Genomic DNA, 15,391 nt, shown 5'->3' with positions numbered 1-15,391 from the left:
CATCGATATACAGAGTACGCAGAGGAGCGGGGAGATGCGGGTACTGATTTCCGGGAGCAGCATCGCCGGGCCGGCCAGCGCGTTCTGGCTGCACCGGATCGGCGCCGAGGTGACCGTGGTGGAGAAGTCCCGGGCGCCGCGTCCGGGCGGGCACGCGGTCGACATCCGCGGCGTGGCCCGGCAGGTCGTCGAGTGGATGGGGATCCGCGAGGCGATCCGGGCCCGGCAGGTCGACGAGCGCGGCTGGGCCCTGGTCGACGGCCGGAACCGGGTCATGGGCCGGATGCCGGCCGAGGCGTTCGGCGGCGAGGGCATCATCGCCGAGATCGAGATCTCCCGGGGTGACCTGGCCGAGGTGCTGCGGGACGTGACGACGGGCTTCACCGACTACCGGTACGGCGACCGGATCGCCGAGCTGTCCCAGGACCCGCACGGCGTCGACGTCACCTTCGCGAGCGGTCTGAAGGAGCGCTACGACCTGGTGATCGGCGCCGACGGCGTGCACTCCGGGGTTCGCTCGCTGGCCTTCGGCCCGGACTCGGACTATGTCCGCTACCTGGGCCTCTACGCGGCCTACTTCACGGTGACCGATCCCGGCGACCTGGACAACTGGTACCAGATGTACAACGAGCCGGGCATCGTCGCCGGCCTGCGCCCGGAGCGCGGCGGCACCGCCAAGGCCCACCTCGGTTTCCGCGAGCCGCAGGCCCGGTACGAGCGCCTGACCCGCGACGAGGAGAAACGGGTGATCGCCGAGCGGCTGGCCGGCGCCGGCTGGAAGGTCCCGGAGCTGCTGGCGCAGATGCCGGACGCGCCGGACTTCTTCTTCGACTCGCTCAACCAGGTGCACGTGAAGCGCTGGTGGCGCGGCCGGGTCGCGCTGGTCGGCGACGCCGGTTACTGCGGGTCGCCGCTGGCCGGGCTGGGCACCAGCATGAGCCTGGTCGGGGCGTACGTGCTGGCCGGCGAGCTGGCCGGCGGCGCCGACCCGGAGCGGGCGTTCGCCGCGTACCAGAACGTGATGGCCGATTACGTCGCCGAAGGCCTGAAGCTGCCGCCGGGCGGGGCGGCCGGGATGGCCCCGAACAGCCGGCTGCTGATCCGCACCCGGGGCCGGTCGATGGCCATGATGACCCGCTGGCCGCTGCGGGACATCATGGCCAAGCAGTTCGCCAAGGCCGACGCGATCACGCTGAAGGACTACGGCGTGGCCTCCCTCACCTGAGGCTGGCCAGACCGTCGACTATCACCGTCGGCCGGCCGCTCGTGCCCTCCGGTTCGACCCTGACCGTGCGGGTGGCCGAGTCCGGCCAGGACTTGCTGAACACCAGGCGGCGGTACTGGGGCGAGGACGCGCGGAGATCGACGTACCCCATCGACTCGCCGTCGACCGAGACCTTGACCCGGCCCGAGGTGGACGACCGGGCCGCGATCAGGCCGACCGAGCGGCCGGTCACGGTCCAGGTCAGCGCCGATCCGGCCGTCGCGGCGGCGACCGCCGCGCCGCCGAGATGATTTCCGTCCGCGACCGCCCGCCAACTCCCGGTCCGCGTCGCCTCGCTCTCCGGCAACACCTCCGGCGTACGGCTGACCGAGGCCGTACGCCGGTTGCCGGCGTGATCGGTCACGGCGACCGTCCAGGTGCTCTCGGTCCCGACCGGCGCCGACCCGGTCAGGCTGCTGACCGTCCCGCCCAGCAGCGCGGCTCCGGCCCCGCCGACCTGGGCCGAGCGGATCCCGGAGGGGTCGGTCGCGGACCAGTCGAGCCGGATCGGCGCGGTGGTCCCGACCGTGCCCTCGGTCAGGTAGGCCTGGGGCGGCGAGGCGAACACCGGCTCCTCGGAATCCACCACCACCTTCGCGTACGCGGTGGCGGTCCGGCCCGACAGGTGCCGCGCCCGGACCTCGATCCGGTGCAGGCCGGCGCCGAGCCGCAGCCCGGCGCTGCGCATCGCGCCGGCCCGGGACGCGGTGAGCTCGCCGTCCACGTACACGTCGAATCGGTCGATCATCCGGCTGGACGTGGCCAGACGCCAGAGCGGGACGATCCCGCCCTGCGCCCAGTAGGTGCTTCCCCACGCCTGCGCGCCGGTCAGCCCGGTCACCCGCAGGCCGGCCGGCGCCCCGCCGGCGATCTGCCGGATCGCGGTGAGCTGGCGGTACAGCGCCGTCCCGGGGCATTCGGTGAGCCCGGCGTCGCGGTGCCCGGAGATCCGGTTCAGCAGCACCCGGCGGCCGACCGCGAACTTCGGGCCACCGCCCGAGGTCAGCGCCACCCGGCTGTACGGCGCGTTCCCGGCCCCGCCCAGCTTGTAGGCCGCCAGCTGCGCCACCGACAGCCGCGCGGCCGCCGAGATCGGGGTGGACCGGAAGTCGCCGATCACCGCGACCGCGCTGGCGTTGGTGTTGAAGCCGAGCGTGTGCGCGCCGAGCACGTTGCGGTCCACGCCGCCCCGGCGCCCCTCGAAGATCGTGCCGCACTTGTCGACCAGGAAGTTGTAGCCGATGTCGTTCCAGCCCTTGCTCTTCACCTGGTACGCCTCGATGCCGCGGACCACGCCGGTCGAGGACTGGCAGCTGTAGTCGTTGCCGGTCGCGGTGTGATGCACGAAGAAGACCTGGACCGGCCCGGTGTAGGTGGGCGGCTCCTTGACCATGCTCTCGTCGGCGCCCCACGCGGCCCGGGTCATCAGCCGGGGCACCGGGCGGGCCGGTATCTCCACACCATTGACCCGTCGCGGCCGTTCCAGCGCGGCCGGGACCAGGTCGGGGCGCGGGGTGCCGACCACGTCCGGGTTGATCAGGTCGACCCGCATCCCGGCCGGCAGCGGCCGTACGTCGTCCCCGGTGACCACCCGGGCCTGCACGCCGTCGGACGGGCCGGCCCAGAGCGGGTCGCTCGCGCCCCGGGTCGGGCCGCCGTCGGCACCGCCGGACTCGTCGGGCGCGTCGGTCTCCAGCGTCTGCCAGGGCGCCCAGCTCCGGGCGCCGACCGGCCGGGTCCGTACCTGGATCGTCCCGCCGGCCACCGCCCGCGGGTCGTCCCAGGTGACGCCGACCAGGCTGAACCGCTTGGTGTCGCGCTCCGGGACCACGGCCGCGACCTCGTCGGCGCCGGTCTCCGCGACCAGTCGCAGCCCGGCGCCGGTGGCGCTGAACGGGAAGGTCTGGAGCACCGGGCCGGCCTCCGGTGACCGGTTCAGCCCGGCCGCGACGGCCAGGGCGATCACCGGGGTGGCGGCGATCGCGGCGGTGACGAGGCGGTTGTTCCGGCGCATGCGAAGACTCCCCGGCCACCGGAGGAAGGGGTCAATTCGGGATTGAACCGGCGACCATCTGACACCTTGCCGGGGACTTGAGTGGCTTGTGGGGTTTTCTGTGAAAAAAGCTCCACTTACCCGCGCCGGGCCTGTTCGACCAGACCGGTGATCATCCAGTCGGCAATGGTCCGGAAGTCCGGTGGTGATCCGCCGCCCTCGGCGAACGCTCCGGCCAGTTCCGGGAAGTCGCCGCTGGCCACGGCCAGGCCCAGTTCGGCGGCCACGTCGTCCGAGGCCCCGGCCAGTTCGCTCGTCACGTACGAGGCGACAAAACCGGTGACCAGGCCGAGCAGGGTCATCTTGGTGATCCCGGACAGGCCGGCCGGGGCCAGCGCGCGCAACCCGTGCTCCAGGAAGCTGAGCAGGTTGCGCCCGGTCAGCCGGCGACCGGCCAGCACGTACGGCAGCCACGGGTGGGCCAGCATCAGCTCCCGCTGCACGGCGGTCAGGGCCAGCAGGTCGGCCCGCCAGTCGCCGGTGACCGCGGGCGGGACCGGCTCGCCGGCGACCCGGTCGACCATCAGATCGATCAGGTGCTCGCGGTCCGGCACGTACGTGTAGAGCGACATCGCTCCGGCGCCGATCTCGGTGGCGATCCGGCGCATGGTCACCGCTTCGAGTCCCTCGGCGTCGGCCACGGTGACCGCCGCGGCCAGGACCTGGTCACGCGTATAGGCCGGTGGTCGCCCTCGCGGCATCGACGTTCCTCCTGCTAATATTTTTGGTACAACGTACGGGAAAGGGGTTTGATCGATGAAAGAGCTGCCCTGGTCTCTCCGGATGCTGCGGCGAAGGACCCGGAAAGGCCCCGCCGCACGGTACGACGTCCGCTGGGAACCGGCCGTGCCGGTGCCCGGAGCCGACGGCACCACGCTGCTCACCGACCACTACGCCCCCGTCACCACCGAGCCGTGCCCGACCGTGCTGATCCGCGCGCCGTACATTCGCGGCGGTTTTCCGTGGAACTGGCTGTTCGGCGTCCTCTTCGCCGAGCAGGGCTACCACGTGCTGATGCAGAGCAGCCGCGGCCTGAGCGGGTCCACCGGCGAGTTCGTCTTCTGGCACAACGACGGGCCGGACGGCCAGGCAAGCGTCGAATGGCTCCGCAAACAGGAGTTCTTCACCGGCGACCTGTACACCGTCGGCGGCAGCTACATGGCCTACTCCCAGCTCGCCCTGGCCGAGCGGCCACCCCCGGAGTGGCGGGCCGCGGTCATCCAGATCGCGGTCGCCGACCCGCACCGGTTCTACTGGACCGGCGGGCAACTCGCCCTGGAACGCTCCCTGGTCGGCGGCCTCATCTTCGCCCAGTCCCGGACGTTCCGGGCCAGCCTCGGCGCCATGGCCCGGATGCAGATGCACCTGCGCGGGACACTACGGCGCGTGCCGCTCATCGACGCCTACCCGTCGCTGTTCGGCGGCCGGCGCCGGCCCGACCTGGAGAGCGTGATCAGCAGCCCGTCGGCCGACGACCCGTACTGGGCGGGCGCCGACAAGACCGATTTCGGCGCCACCCTGCCGATCCCGGTCAGCCTCTCCACCGGCTGGCACGACCTCGCCCCCGAACAGACCATCGAGCTGTATCAGCGACGTCGCGCCGCCGGCCTGGAAACCGACCTGATGATCGGCCCGTGGACCCACACCAACGGGTATGAGCGGGACTGGGAGCGATACATGACCCAGGCGCTGCGGCGGCTGCGCGGCGGCTCCCCCGAACTACCCGTCCTCGTCCACGTCGGCGGCGCCGACGAATGGCGCGAGCTGCCCGACTGGCCACCGCCGGGCGTCCGCCCGCATCGCTTCCACCTCGGCCCGGCGGCCCTCACGCTTTCCCCGGGTCCAGGTTCGAGCCGCTTCCGGTACGACCCCGAAGACCCGACCCCGTCCATCGGCGGCGCCCTGCAGTCACCCACCCAGGGCACCCGCGACATGGCCGAGTTGGAACGTCGCGACGACGTGCTGGTCTTCACGTCACCACCGCTCACGGGGGCGGTGGAGGTGATGGGCCCGGTGCGCGCGACGTTCGACGCCACCACCAGCGCGGCCGACGGCGACCTGTTCGCCCGCCTGTGCGACGTCGACCCGTCCGGAAAGTCGATCAACATCTGCGACGGCCTGGCCCGGATCACACCGGACGGGCCGACCGCGGTGGAACTCGGCCCCACCGCCCACCGGTTCCGCACCGGGCACCGGATCCGGCTGCTGGTGGCCGGCGGATCCTACCCGCGCTGGATGCGCAACTACGGCACCGGCGAGCCCGCGGCCACCGCAACCAGGATGGTCGCCGGCGAGACGACGGTCCAGCACAGCTCGACTTTGGAACTGACCGTGGTTTAGCACCTCGAAGCCGTGGGGTAATGCGTCGCCGCCCCCATCCCCACGGCTTCGAGGAGCACCAATGTCCACTCAGGGCGTCTTCTATCTCATCGCGGTGATCCTGCTGGTCCTGGCCGCGCTGCCGATCCCCAGCCGCGGGTTCAGCCTGGCGCTGCTCGGGGCGGCGTTCGCGCTGCTCGCCTACTCCTGGCCCACCCTCACCGCCTAACCCCCGGACCGCCGGACAGCCGGACCACCGGACGTCGGACCACCGGACGTCGGACCACCGGACGTCGGACCGCCAGACCGCCGGACCACCGGATGTCGGACCGCCAGGCCCCGGCCCCGGCCCCGGCCCCATGGCCCCGCGCGACCCCGGCCCCGGCCCCGACAGCGACCGCCAGCACCAGCCAGGCACGATCGGCTGGCGCTGGCGGTCGCTTTTCACGCGCCCAGCGACCCTGAGCACCAGCCGGCATCCACGTCCGCCGACGCCGCTCCACAACAGCCCTCAGCACCAGCCGCGCACCGCCAGCTGGCAATGACGGCCGCTTCCCAGACCACGAGACAACCACCAGCACCAGCTGAGCAGCGCCAGCTGGCGCTGAGGGCTGATCCCGGGGCCGGGAGGCAACCGTCAGCGCCAGCTGCGGGCCGCCAGCTGGCGCTGGTGGCTGCTTCCCGAGCCGGAAGACAACCGCCAGCGCCAGCTGCGCGCCGCCCGCTGGCCGGCTGGGGCCGCTTCCCGAGCTACGGGCCGCCGGCTGGCGCTGAGGGCTGCTTCCCGAGCCGCGAGACAACCGTCAGGGCCAGCTGCGGGCAGCGGCCCGCGCCTGCTCCGCTGCCTGTTCCCGCTCACGCCGCACACGCTGACGTTCCCGGGCCCGGTCCTGTTTGGCCCGCTTGAATCCCGGATGACGCCACTCATAACCGGTCTTACGGTTCACGCCGACCAGACGACACGCCTCGTTAGTACCCGTACCCGCAGCCACAAGATCCAAGAATGCCTGCCGCCGGCCCGCCCCCACTGGCCCGGTTCCCTGACCACCCACACGATCCACCACACGAACACCCCAAGAACAATCAGGTGTTGCGACGATCGCTTGAAACGAAGCCCCGGGGGGGCCACCGCCTCAGCCGTAATTGTGGCGGGGAAACCGCGGGGCGCGGGGACGCCCTGTGGACAACCCGTCAGTGTGGATAACTCCGCTTGTAGATCACGGCCTGCCACGGGGCAAGTGTCAGCGCGCTCGACGACGCTCCCGGCAGGTTGGTGAGCAGCAGTTCCGCGCCCGACCAGCTCGCCGCGTCCTCGATCTCGGCTTGGACGCTCTCGCCGGTGAAGTTGCCGATCACGAGGAGTTCGGTGTCGCCGAGGCGCCGGGTGAAGGCGTACAGCCGCTCGTCGTTGGGCAGGAGCATGGTGAAGTCGCCTTCGGCGATCACCGGTTCGCGGTGCCGCAGGGCGATCAGTTGCCGGTAGTAGTGGAAGACCGAGTCCGGGTCCTGGCGCTGGTCGGCCGCGTTGATCTGCGGGTAGTTCGGGTTGACGGCCAGCCACGGTGTGCCGGTGCTGAAGCCGGCCTGGGCCGTGGTGTCCCACTGCATGGGGGTGCGCGCGTTGTCCCGCCCCCGGGCGCGCAGCACGGTCAGCACTTCTTCCGGTGTGCGTCCTTCGAGTTCGAGGGCTTGTTTGTACTGCCCGAGCGCTTCGATGTCGCGGAAGTCGGCGATGCCGCCGAACGGGTAGTTGGTCATGCCGAGTTCTTCGCCCTGGTAGACGTAGGGCGTGCCGCGGTGCAGGTGGAGCACGGTGCCGAGCATCTTGGCCGAGGCGACCCGGTGTTCCGGCGAGTCGTCGCCGTAGCGGGAGACGATCCGCGGCTGGTCGTGGTTGTTCCAGTAGAGGCTGTTCCAGCCGACTTCGGCGAGTCCGGCCTGCCAGCGGCCGAGGATCGCTTTGAGGTTGGTGAGCTGGAGTTTCTGCAGCAGCCAGGGGTCCGGCCCGCGGTCGGCCCAGACGTGGTCGAACTGGAAGACCATGTCGATCTCGTGCCGGTCCGGGTCGGTGTGCAGTTTCGCCTCGTCGACGGTGACGCCGGGCATTTCGCCGACGGTCAGCAGACCTTCACGGCCCTCGAAGACCTCGCGGTACATCTCCTGGAGGTATTCGTGCAGGCGGGGGCCGCCGACGAAGCCGGCCGAGCCGTCCGCGTACGCGGATCCGGCCGAGAGCCGCCCGTCGGGCAGGGGCACGACCTTGGAGATCATGTTGATGACGTCCATCCGGAAGCCGTCCACGCCCCGGTCCAGCCACCAGCGCATCATCGTGTAGACGGCCTGCCGCACCTCCGGGTTCTCCCAGTTGAGGTCGGGCTGTTTGCGCGAGAACAGATGCAGGTAGTACTCGCCGGTCTTCTCGTCGAATTCCCAGGCCGGGCCGCCGAAGACCGAGCCCCAGTTGGTCGGTTCGGCGCCGGGCGTGCCGGGGGCCATGCCGTCGCGGGCCGCGCGCCACCAGTACCAGTCCCGTTTGGGGCTATCCTTGGCCGCACGGCTTTCCAGGAACCACTCGTGCTCGTCGGAGCTGTGGTTCACCACCAGGTCCATGATCAGTTTCATGCCGCGCTGGTGCACGCCGGTCAGCAACTCGTCGAAGATCTCCAGGCTACCGAAGAGCGGCTCGATGTTCTGGTAGTCGCTGATGTCGTAGCCGTTGTCGTCCTGCGGGGAAGGGTAGATCGGGGACAGCCAGAGCACGTCCACGCCCAGTTCGGCGAGGTGGTCCAAGTGATCGATGATCCCCCGCAGATCGCCCATGCCGTCGCCGTCGGAGTCGGCGAAGCTCCGTGGGTAGATCTGGTAGACGACCGCCTTCTTCCACCACGTTTCCGTCATTGCTCTTCTCTAACACGAGAACGCGTCCAGGAACGGGCAGGCATACTATCCACGTGTTTATTACCGGAAAATCGGTTTTGTCATGAAGGTGGCATTGCTGGGGCCGATCGCCTGGCGAACTCCCCCGCTGCACTACGGACCCTGGGAACTGATCACCAGCCTGCTGGCCGAGGGTCTGACCGAGCGCGGTGTCGACGTCACGCTGTTCGCCACTCTCGACTCGGTCACCAAGGCCACCCTGGACGGCGTGGTCCGGGCCGGTTACGAGGACCACGACGACATCGACGGCCGGGTCTGGGAGGCGATCCACGTCAGTCACGCACTGGCCCGGTCCGGTGAGTTCGACCTGGTCCACAACCACCTGGACTGGCTGCCGCTGGCGTTCTCGGCGCACTGTGCGGCACCGATGCTGACCACCATTCACGGCTTTTCCGGACAGAACATCCTGCCCGCGTACGGGAGGGCGAAGTCGCTCTTCGTGTCCATCTCCGACAGCGACCGTTCGCCCGAACTGGACTACGTGGCCACCGTGCACCATGGCGTGGACGTCAGCGGGCTGCCGTTCCGCGCGGACGGCGGGGACGATCTGATCCTTTTCGGCCGGATCCACCCGGACAAGGGGACCGATCTGGCCATCGAGATCGCCCGGCGGGCCGGTCGGCGGCTGGTCATCTGCGGAATCGTGCAGGACCGGGCGTTCTTCGAGGAGCGGATCGAACCGCAGATCGACGGGGATCGTGTGGTCTACCTGGGGTCGGTGGGGCCGGACGAGCGCGGGACGATCCTCGGCTCGGGCGCCGTGCTGCTGCATCCGATCCGGTTCGCCGAGCCGTTCGGGCTCTCCGTGGTCGAGTCGATGATCTGCGGGACGCCGGTGGTCGCGTACCGGAAAGGCTCGATGCCGGAAGTGGTGGACGAGGGCGTCACCGGGCGCCTGGTCGATGGGGTGGACGAGGCGGTGGCCGCGATCGACGAGGTCGCGCGGCTGGATCGCGGAGTCTGCTCGGCCCGCGCGCGGGAACGGTTCTCGGCGGATCGGATGGTCGAGGAGTACCTGGCGATTTACCGAAAAATCGTCAGTTGAATAGCTTGATCTTGTTACGGTCCCAATGTGAATTGCGCGTTAAACGGGGGTAATTCCCGGAACGCCTTTACGCCGTTCACGCGCGGTGCCCGTCGTGATGCCCGCGCGCGGTGTCCGCGCTGCGGGGAGGCAGCCGGCCAAAGAGAGAAAGGCCAGTCATGCCCGCGACATATGGGTTTTTGAGTACGTATCCGCCCACTCAATGTGGTTTGGCGACATTCAATGCCGCACTCGCCACGCACCTGACCGCCGGAACGCCCGGGGCGACCGTCGGATCCGGCGTGGTGCGCCTGCTCAGTCAGGACAACACCAGTGGCGGAATCGCACTCGACCGGGCCGCGCCGCGCGTCGTGCACACCTGGCACACCGACCGCCCCGGCGGCTGGACCGGCGCTGCCGCCGCGCTGAACCGCTTCGACGTGACGATCATCCAGCATGAGTACGGCATTTACCCCGGTGACGCCGGCGCCGAGGTCCTGCCGCTGCTGCGCGCCCTCAAGAACCCGGCCATCGTGGTCCTGCACACCGTCCTCACCCAGCCCGACGCGCTGCAACGCGCCGTCCTCGAACAGATCGCCGACCTGGCCGCCGCGATCGTGACCATGACCGACACGGCCCGGCAGCGGCTGACCGCGAACTACGACGTGAACCCGCGCAAGATCACGGTGATCCCGCACGGCGCGGCCAGCCACGCCGGGGTGCCCCGGGAGGACCACGACCGGCCCAACCTGCTCACCTGGGGACTGCTCGGGCCGGGCAAGGGCATCGAGTGGGGACTGCGGGCCCTGGCGCTGCTGGCCGACCTGCGACCGGCCCCGATCTACACGGTCGCCGGGCGGACCCACCCGAAAGTGCTCGAACAGCAGGGCGACGTGTACCGGTCGTCGCTCGTCGACCTGGCCGAGGAACTGGACGTGACCGACTCGGTACGCTGGGTCGACGCGTACCTGGAGCCGGCCGAGCTGTCCCGGCTGATCCGCTCGGCCGATGCGGTGGTGCTGCCGTACGACTCGACCGAGCAGGTCACCTCCGGTGTGCTGATCGAGGCCGTGGGCGCCGGGATCCCGGTCGTGGCGACCGAGTTCCCGCACGCCGTCGAACTGCTGGCCAGCGGGCCCGGGCTGCTCGTGCCGCACCAGGACCCGGAGGCGATGGCCTGCGCGATCCGGCATGTGCTGGCCGAACCCGGGCTTCCCGGGCGGCTGGCCGGGCTGGCCGGCGGGCCGACCCTGCGCTGGCCCGCGGTGGCCGCCCGGTACCAGTCCCTGGCCGCCCGGCTGCTGGCCGACCGCGCGCCGCTCGCCTCGGCCACCGTCCCCGCATGAGCCAGGGGTTGCGGCTGATTCCGCCGCCGATCCGGCTCACCGACGTTCCCGAACCCCGCTTCGACCACGTGCTGCGGCTCTCCGACGACACCGGTCTGCTCGAACACGCCCGGAACGCGATCGCCCGGCGTGAGCACGGCTACTGCGTCGACGACGTCTCCCGCGGCCTGCTCGTGGTCAGCCGCGAACCCGCCCCGGCGCCCGACGTGCTCCGGGCGGCCGAGCGCTACCTGGCCTTCCTCACCCACGCGCAGGACGCCGACGGCGCGTTCCGCAACCGGATGAGCTACGACCGGCGCTGGCTGGACGAGCCGTCGCTGGGCGACTGGTGGGGCCGGGCGCTGTGGGGGCTGGGAACGGCCGCGGCCCGCTCCGGCTCGGGGTGGATCCGGCGGGAGGCCCGGCACGCCTTCCGCCTCGGCGCCCGCCGCCGCTCCCCGTGGCCGCGGGCGATGGCCTTCGCCGGACTGGGCGCGGCCGAGGTGCTGCGGGCCGACCCGCGCGACCGGGAGGCCGCCGAGCTGCTCGGCGACGCGGCCACGGTGATCGGGCTGCCCGGCTCCGACCCGGACTGGCGGTGGCCGGAGCGTGAGCTCACCTACGCCAACCCGGCGCTGGCCGAGGTGGTGATCGCGGCCGGCGACCTGCTCGGCGACGAGGCACTGCTCGCCGACGGGCTGCGGATGCTGGCCTGGCTCTGCGACACCCAGGAGCACCAGGGTCACCTGTCGACCGTGCCGGTCGGCGGCTGGCGCCCCGGCGTACCCAAGCACCGTTACGACCAGCAGCCGATCGAGGCGGCGGCCACCGCGGACGCCTGCGCCACCGCCGCCGCGGTCACCGGCGACGAACGCTGGGACGCCCCGCTGTTTCAGTCGATCGCGTGGTTCCTGGGCGACAACGACACCGGAACGGTGATGTACGACAGCGAGACTTGCGGTTGTTGTGACGGATTGACGGTTGATGGCCCTAATCTGAATCAAGGAGCCGAATCCACCCTCGCGCTCGTCTCCACGCTGCAGCATGCCCGCACATTGGCGAGCCGGAGCGCGACCCGACCGTCAGGCGGTCCAGCGTGACAGCGACTGTGAACTCGACCGACATCACCCGCCACAACATCACCATGCAGCCCGACGGACGCCGTGTGGTCGTCAAACTGTTCGTGCCCGGCGAGGACGCCCACGCCACCCACAACCGCGCCGCCTGCATGATCGAGCGGATGCTCCAGCTCGACGAGACCGACATCACCACGTTGCTGGACGACGTGCTGAACCGCTTCGCCGGGCGGCATCACGACATCCTGTCGGTCTTCCAGCACCACTACGAGGTCGTCCAGCACCGCGTGCCACCCGAGATCGAGCTCTCGCCACAGGCTCGGACGCTGATCGGGGCCTACTTCAGCCACGAGTTCTCGGTCGAGGCGGCCGCGCTCTGCAACCCGTCGATCATCCCGCACCCGGACCAGAGCGACCTGGCCCCGGGCGAGCTGCGGGCGGCGCTGAGCCTGCGGCAGATCGGCGAGGGGCACATCTCGTCGATCGGGTTCTGCAGCGTCATCCTCGGGCCGGGCGCGTCGATCCGGCTGGAGGACCGGGAGGGTCCGCTGGCGATCGGCACCCGGGTCGGCGCCAAGCACATGAAACACCAGCTCTTCGCCGCGCTCGGGGACGAGGACATCGACAACGAGGCGTCCGCGTACATTCTCAACGCCCTGCCCGACCGGTACGACGACGCCGAGTTCGAGGACATCCTCAGCCACCTGCCGCACGAGCTGGCGGCCCGGCCGACCACGCCGATGACGATGGACCTGATCCGGCGGATCGTCGGCGACGACTACGCGGTCACCTTCCCGGCCACCATGCCGCTGCACCAGCGGGTGCTCTGGCCGGCCACCCCGAGCGAGAGCCGGGGCATGGAGGACGCGCGGTTCGTGCAGGTCATCGACCCGGACGGGCGGCCCGCCTATCAGGCCACCTACACCGCGTACGACGGGTTCAACATCTCCGGGCGGGTCATCTACAGCCGCGACCTGCGGCACTTCGAGGTGACCGCACTGCACGGACCGGCCGCGCGGAACAAGGGGATGGCGCTGTTCCCGCGCTACATCAAGGGCCGGAAGATGGCGCTCTGCCGTTCCGACGGCGAGACGCTGGGCCTGGCCGTCCGCGACGACCAGCACCGCTGGCAGCCGGCCGGCCCGCTGCTCGTGCCGCACCGCGGCTGGGACCTGATCCAGGTCGGCAACTGCGGGTCACCGATCGAGACCGAGGCCGGGTGGCTCGTGCTCACCCACGGCGTCGGGCCGATGCGGCGGTACGCGATCGGGGCCATGCTGCTCGACCTGGAGGACCCGTCGCGGGTGATCGCCGACCTGCCGCAGGGCCTGATCGACCCGGACGAGATCGAACGCGAGGGGTACGTGCCGAACGTGCTCTACTCCTGCGGCGGGATGGTGCACGACGGGCGGTTCTGGCTGCCCTACGCGTCCAGCGACGTCCGCATCAGCTTCGCCAGCATGCCGCTCGACCGCCTGTTGCACCGCATGGTCCCGATCGAGCGCTAGACGACCCCGGCGACGACCCAGATGGTCAGGACGGCCAGGAAGTCGCCGCGGGCGCCGGCCGCCTCGACGTGGGCCAGCCACTCCTCACGTAGTCCCGGCGGTGTCCGCCAGGCGGCCGCCGGGACGCGCGGATTGACCATCGGGAGCACCACGGCGGCCGAGTCGGGGCTGCCGAACAGGCACGTCACCGGGGTCGCGGTCAGGCCGGACAGGCCGGCCGCGACCAGCCGGCGGCGCAGGGTCCGGCCCATGTCCCGGGCCGGAGGCATGAAGTGGCCACCCGCGTACGCCAAAAGGGTGTTCTGAAGAGCACGCGGAACCCCGTCGAACGCCAGGGACTCCCAATCGGTGTCGATCAGGCAGATCCGGCCGCCGGGACGGGTCACCCGGCGCAACTCGTCGATGGCCTGATCCGGGTCGTCGACGTGCTGCAGCACCCGCTCGCACCACACGCCGTCGACCGAGTCGTCGGGCAGGGCCAGCGCGCCGATGTCGCCGGTCACGTACTCCACGTTGCTGTTGTCGTGCCGGGCGGCCGCGACCGCGCTGATCGCCGCCGACTGGTCCAGCGCGATCACGTCGCCGCGCGGGCCGACCTCGGCCGCCAGCTTCCGGGCCATCTCCCCGTTCCCGGAACCCGCGTCCAGCACCCGCGCGCCGAGAGCCGGCTTGAGCGCGTCGAACCCGGTGCGGCGCACCCGCCGGATCTCCGGGTGCCGGCCCATCTCGATCAGCGCGGCCAGCACGACCTCCGACATCTCGGTCGTCAGGCCGTCGATGTCGGAGAACGGCGTACGTTCCTTCTGAGCGGGTTCCATGCCGCGATTGTTCTCCGGGCACACAGCGATGCGCAGTCCTCGTCATCCATCCGACAGGGGGCTCCACCTGCTTTTCTTTTGATCCGTTCCAGTACCGTGAGGCGCTTGTGAACGAGGAGCCCACGATGACCACACCCCAGCCGGCGCCCGAGATGCCGGCCTGGATCACCTGGCCGATCCGGGCGATCGCCCTGATCGTGGTGTTCCCTTTCCGCCTGCTCTGGGAGCTGGCGGTGCTGGTCAAGCGGTTCGTGCTGGTGCCGGTCGGGCGGGCGCTGGGCTGGCTGATGCGTACGTTCCTGCTCGCGCCGCTGCTCTGGCTGGTCCGCCAGATCCTGCAATGGGTGCTGCTGCCGATCTGGCACGCGCTGCGCTGGACGGCCGCCGCCCTGGTCACCGGGGTCGCCTGGGTTCTCCGGATGCTGCTGCGTCACCTGCTGCGGCCGGTCGCGATGGCCGTCGTCGCGGTGCTGGTCCTGCTCGGGCGGTGGGTGCTGCTGCCGGTCGGGCGGTTCGTCTACAACTGGGTGCTGGCGCCACTCGGGCGGGGGTGCGCGTGGCTGCTGATCGCCCTCTACCGGTGGGTGCTCACCCCGCTCGGGCAGGCGATCGTGTGGGCGTCGCAGGCGTCGTACCGGTGGATCCTGCGCCCGGCCGGGCTGGCCGTCGTCTGGCTGATCCGGGCGATCGGCCTGGGCATCGGGTGGACGGCCCTGGCCGCGTACCGGTGGATCCTGCGCCCGATCGGGCTCGCCGTCGCCTGGTCTGTCCTGGCCACGTACCGCTGGATTCTCCGCCCGATCGGACTCGCCATCGGCTGGGCCTCCCGGGTGATCTACCGCTTCGTGCTGCGGCCGATCGGGATCGCCGTCGCGTTCACCTGGCGGTACACGTTCGGCGCGCTGTTCCGCGGGATCGCGGTCACCGGCCGCTGGCTGCGCGACGAGATCCTGCGCCCGGCCGGGACTGTGGTGCGCGCCGCATTGGGACTGCGCCGCTGATACCACATTTCGTGACGCCACGTCATGCGGCCGTTATCACAAGTAACGGCCGGGTGCACCCGTAAC

At 70.8% G+C, this 15,391-nt stretch carries 12 protein-coding genes; 8 read left to right on the top strand and 4 right to left on the bottom strand.

All coding sequences use genetic code 11. The annotated features are described in order from the left end of the window. The first annotated feature begins 34 nt into the window (after positions 1 to 34). Positions 35 to 1,225, top strand: coding sequence for an FAD-dependent monooxygenase (locus tag ACSHV8_RS49390; RefSeq protein ID WP_436527416.1), 1,191 nt, complete (start codon positions 35 to 37; stop codon positions 1,223 to 1,225). Here ACSHV8_RS49390 and ACSHV8_RS49385 read toward each other — a convergent pair. Then, entirely contained in the window at positions 1,218 to 3,278 is a 2,061-nt protein-coding gene (locus ACSHV8_RS49385) for a peptidoglycan recognition protein family protein (RefSeq protein WP_436527415.1), read from the bottom strand. The genes ACSHV8_RS49390 and ACSHV8_RS49385 overlap by 8 nt on opposite strands. A gap of 116 nt (positions 3,279 to 3,394) precedes the next feature. Next, positions 3,395 to 4,018 carry a TetR/AcrR family transcriptional regulator gene (locus tag ACSHV8_RS49380; RefSeq protein ID WP_436527414.1) on the bottom strand — a complete coding sequence of 208 codons (624 nt, stop codon included), beginning with the start codon at positions 4,016 to 4,018 and terminating at the stop codon, positions 3,395 to 3,397. Between the two features lie 55 nt (positions 4,019 to 4,073). Between ACSHV8_RS49380 and ACSHV8_RS49375 the strand changes: the two genes are divergently transcribed. Together ACSHV8_RS49375 and ACSHV8_RS49370 are read left to right on the top strand one after the other, a co-directional pair. Next, positions 4,074 to 5,657: a CocE/NonD family hydrolase gene (locus ACSHV8_RS49375; protein WP_436527413.1), complete on the top strand. Its 1,584-nt coding sequence runs from the start codon at positions 4,074 to 4,076 to the stop codon at positions 5,655 to 5,657. A 61-nt stretch (positions 5,658 to 5,718) separates the two neighbouring features. Next, positions 5,719 to 5,865, top strand: coding sequence for a hypothetical protein (locus tag ACSHV8_RS49370; protein ID WP_436527412.1), 147 nt, complete (start codon positions 5,719 to 5,721; stop codon positions 5,863 to 5,865). Between the two features lie 962 nt (positions 5,866 to 6,827). On the opposite strand, the gene ACSHV8_RS49365 is transcribed toward ACSHV8_RS49370, so the two are convergent. Then, positions 6,828 to 8,534: a glycoside hydrolase family 13 protein gene (locus ACSHV8_RS49365; RefSeq protein ID WP_436527411.1), complete on the bottom strand. Its 1,707-nt coding sequence runs from the start codon at positions 8,532 to 8,534 to the stop codon at positions 6,828 to 6,830. Positions 8,535 to 8,616: 82 nt separating this feature from the next. Here ACSHV8_RS49365 and ACSHV8_RS49360 point away from each other — a divergent pair, with 82 nt between their 5' ends. From ACSHV8_RS49360 to ACSHV8_RS49345, 4 genes are all read left to right on the top strand, one after another. Then, positions 8,617 to 9,618 carry a glycosyltransferase family 4 protein gene (locus ACSHV8_RS49360; protein ID WP_436527410.1) on the top strand — a complete coding sequence of 334 codons (1,002 nt, stop codon included), beginning with the start codon at positions 8,617 to 8,619 and terminating at the stop codon, positions 9,616 to 9,618. A 158-nt stretch (positions 9,619 to 9,776) separates the two neighbouring features. Continuing rightward, on the top strand, positions 9,777 to 10,943 hold the full coding sequence (locus ACSHV8_RS49355; protein ID WP_436527409.1) for a glycosyltransferase: 1,167 nt from the start codon (positions 9,777 to 9,779) through the stop codon (positions 10,941 to 10,943). After that, positions 10,940 to 12,022, top strand: coding sequence for a glycosyltransferase (locus ACSHV8_RS49350; protein ID WP_436527408.1), 1,083 nt, complete (start codon positions 10,940 to 10,942; stop codon positions 12,020 to 12,022). The genes ACSHV8_RS49355 and ACSHV8_RS49350 overlap by 4 nt, the downstream gene beginning before the upstream one ends. Further along, positions 12,019 to 13,506: a glycoside hydrolase family 130 protein gene (locus ACSHV8_RS49345; RefSeq protein ID WP_436527407.1), complete on the top strand. Its 1,488-nt coding sequence runs from the start codon at positions 12,019 to 12,021 to the stop codon at positions 13,504 to 13,506. The genes ACSHV8_RS49350 and ACSHV8_RS49345 overlap by 4 nt, the downstream gene beginning before the upstream one ends. Here the strand turns inward: ACSHV8_RS49345 and ACSHV8_RS49340 are convergent. Beyond that, positions 13,503 to 14,324, bottom strand: coding sequence for a methyltransferase domain-containing protein (locus ACSHV8_RS49340; RefSeq protein ID WP_436527406.1), 822 nt, complete (start codon positions 14,322 to 14,324; stop codon positions 13,503 to 13,505). The genes ACSHV8_RS49345 and ACSHV8_RS49340 overlap by 4 nt on opposite strands. Positions 14,325 to 14,449: 125 nt before the next feature. Here ACSHV8_RS49340 and ACSHV8_RS49335 point away from each other — a divergent pair, with 125 nt between their 5' ends. After that, on the top strand, positions 14,450 to 15,325 hold the full coding sequence (locus tag ACSHV8_RS49335) for a hypothetical protein (protein WP_436527405.1): 876 nt from the start codon (positions 14,450 to 14,452) through the stop codon (positions 15,323 to 15,325). Positions 15,326 to 15,391: the final 66 nt, after the last annotated feature.

The sequence above is a fragment of the Actinoplanes sp. HUAS TT8 genome, from assembly GCF_051380535.1.
Taxonomy (GTDB): Bacteria; Actinomycetota; Actinomycetes; order Mycobacteriales; family Micromonosporaceae; genus Actinoplanes.
Note: the sequence above shows the minus strand (reverse complement) of the source record. Positions and strands in the feature narration are given on the sequence as shown.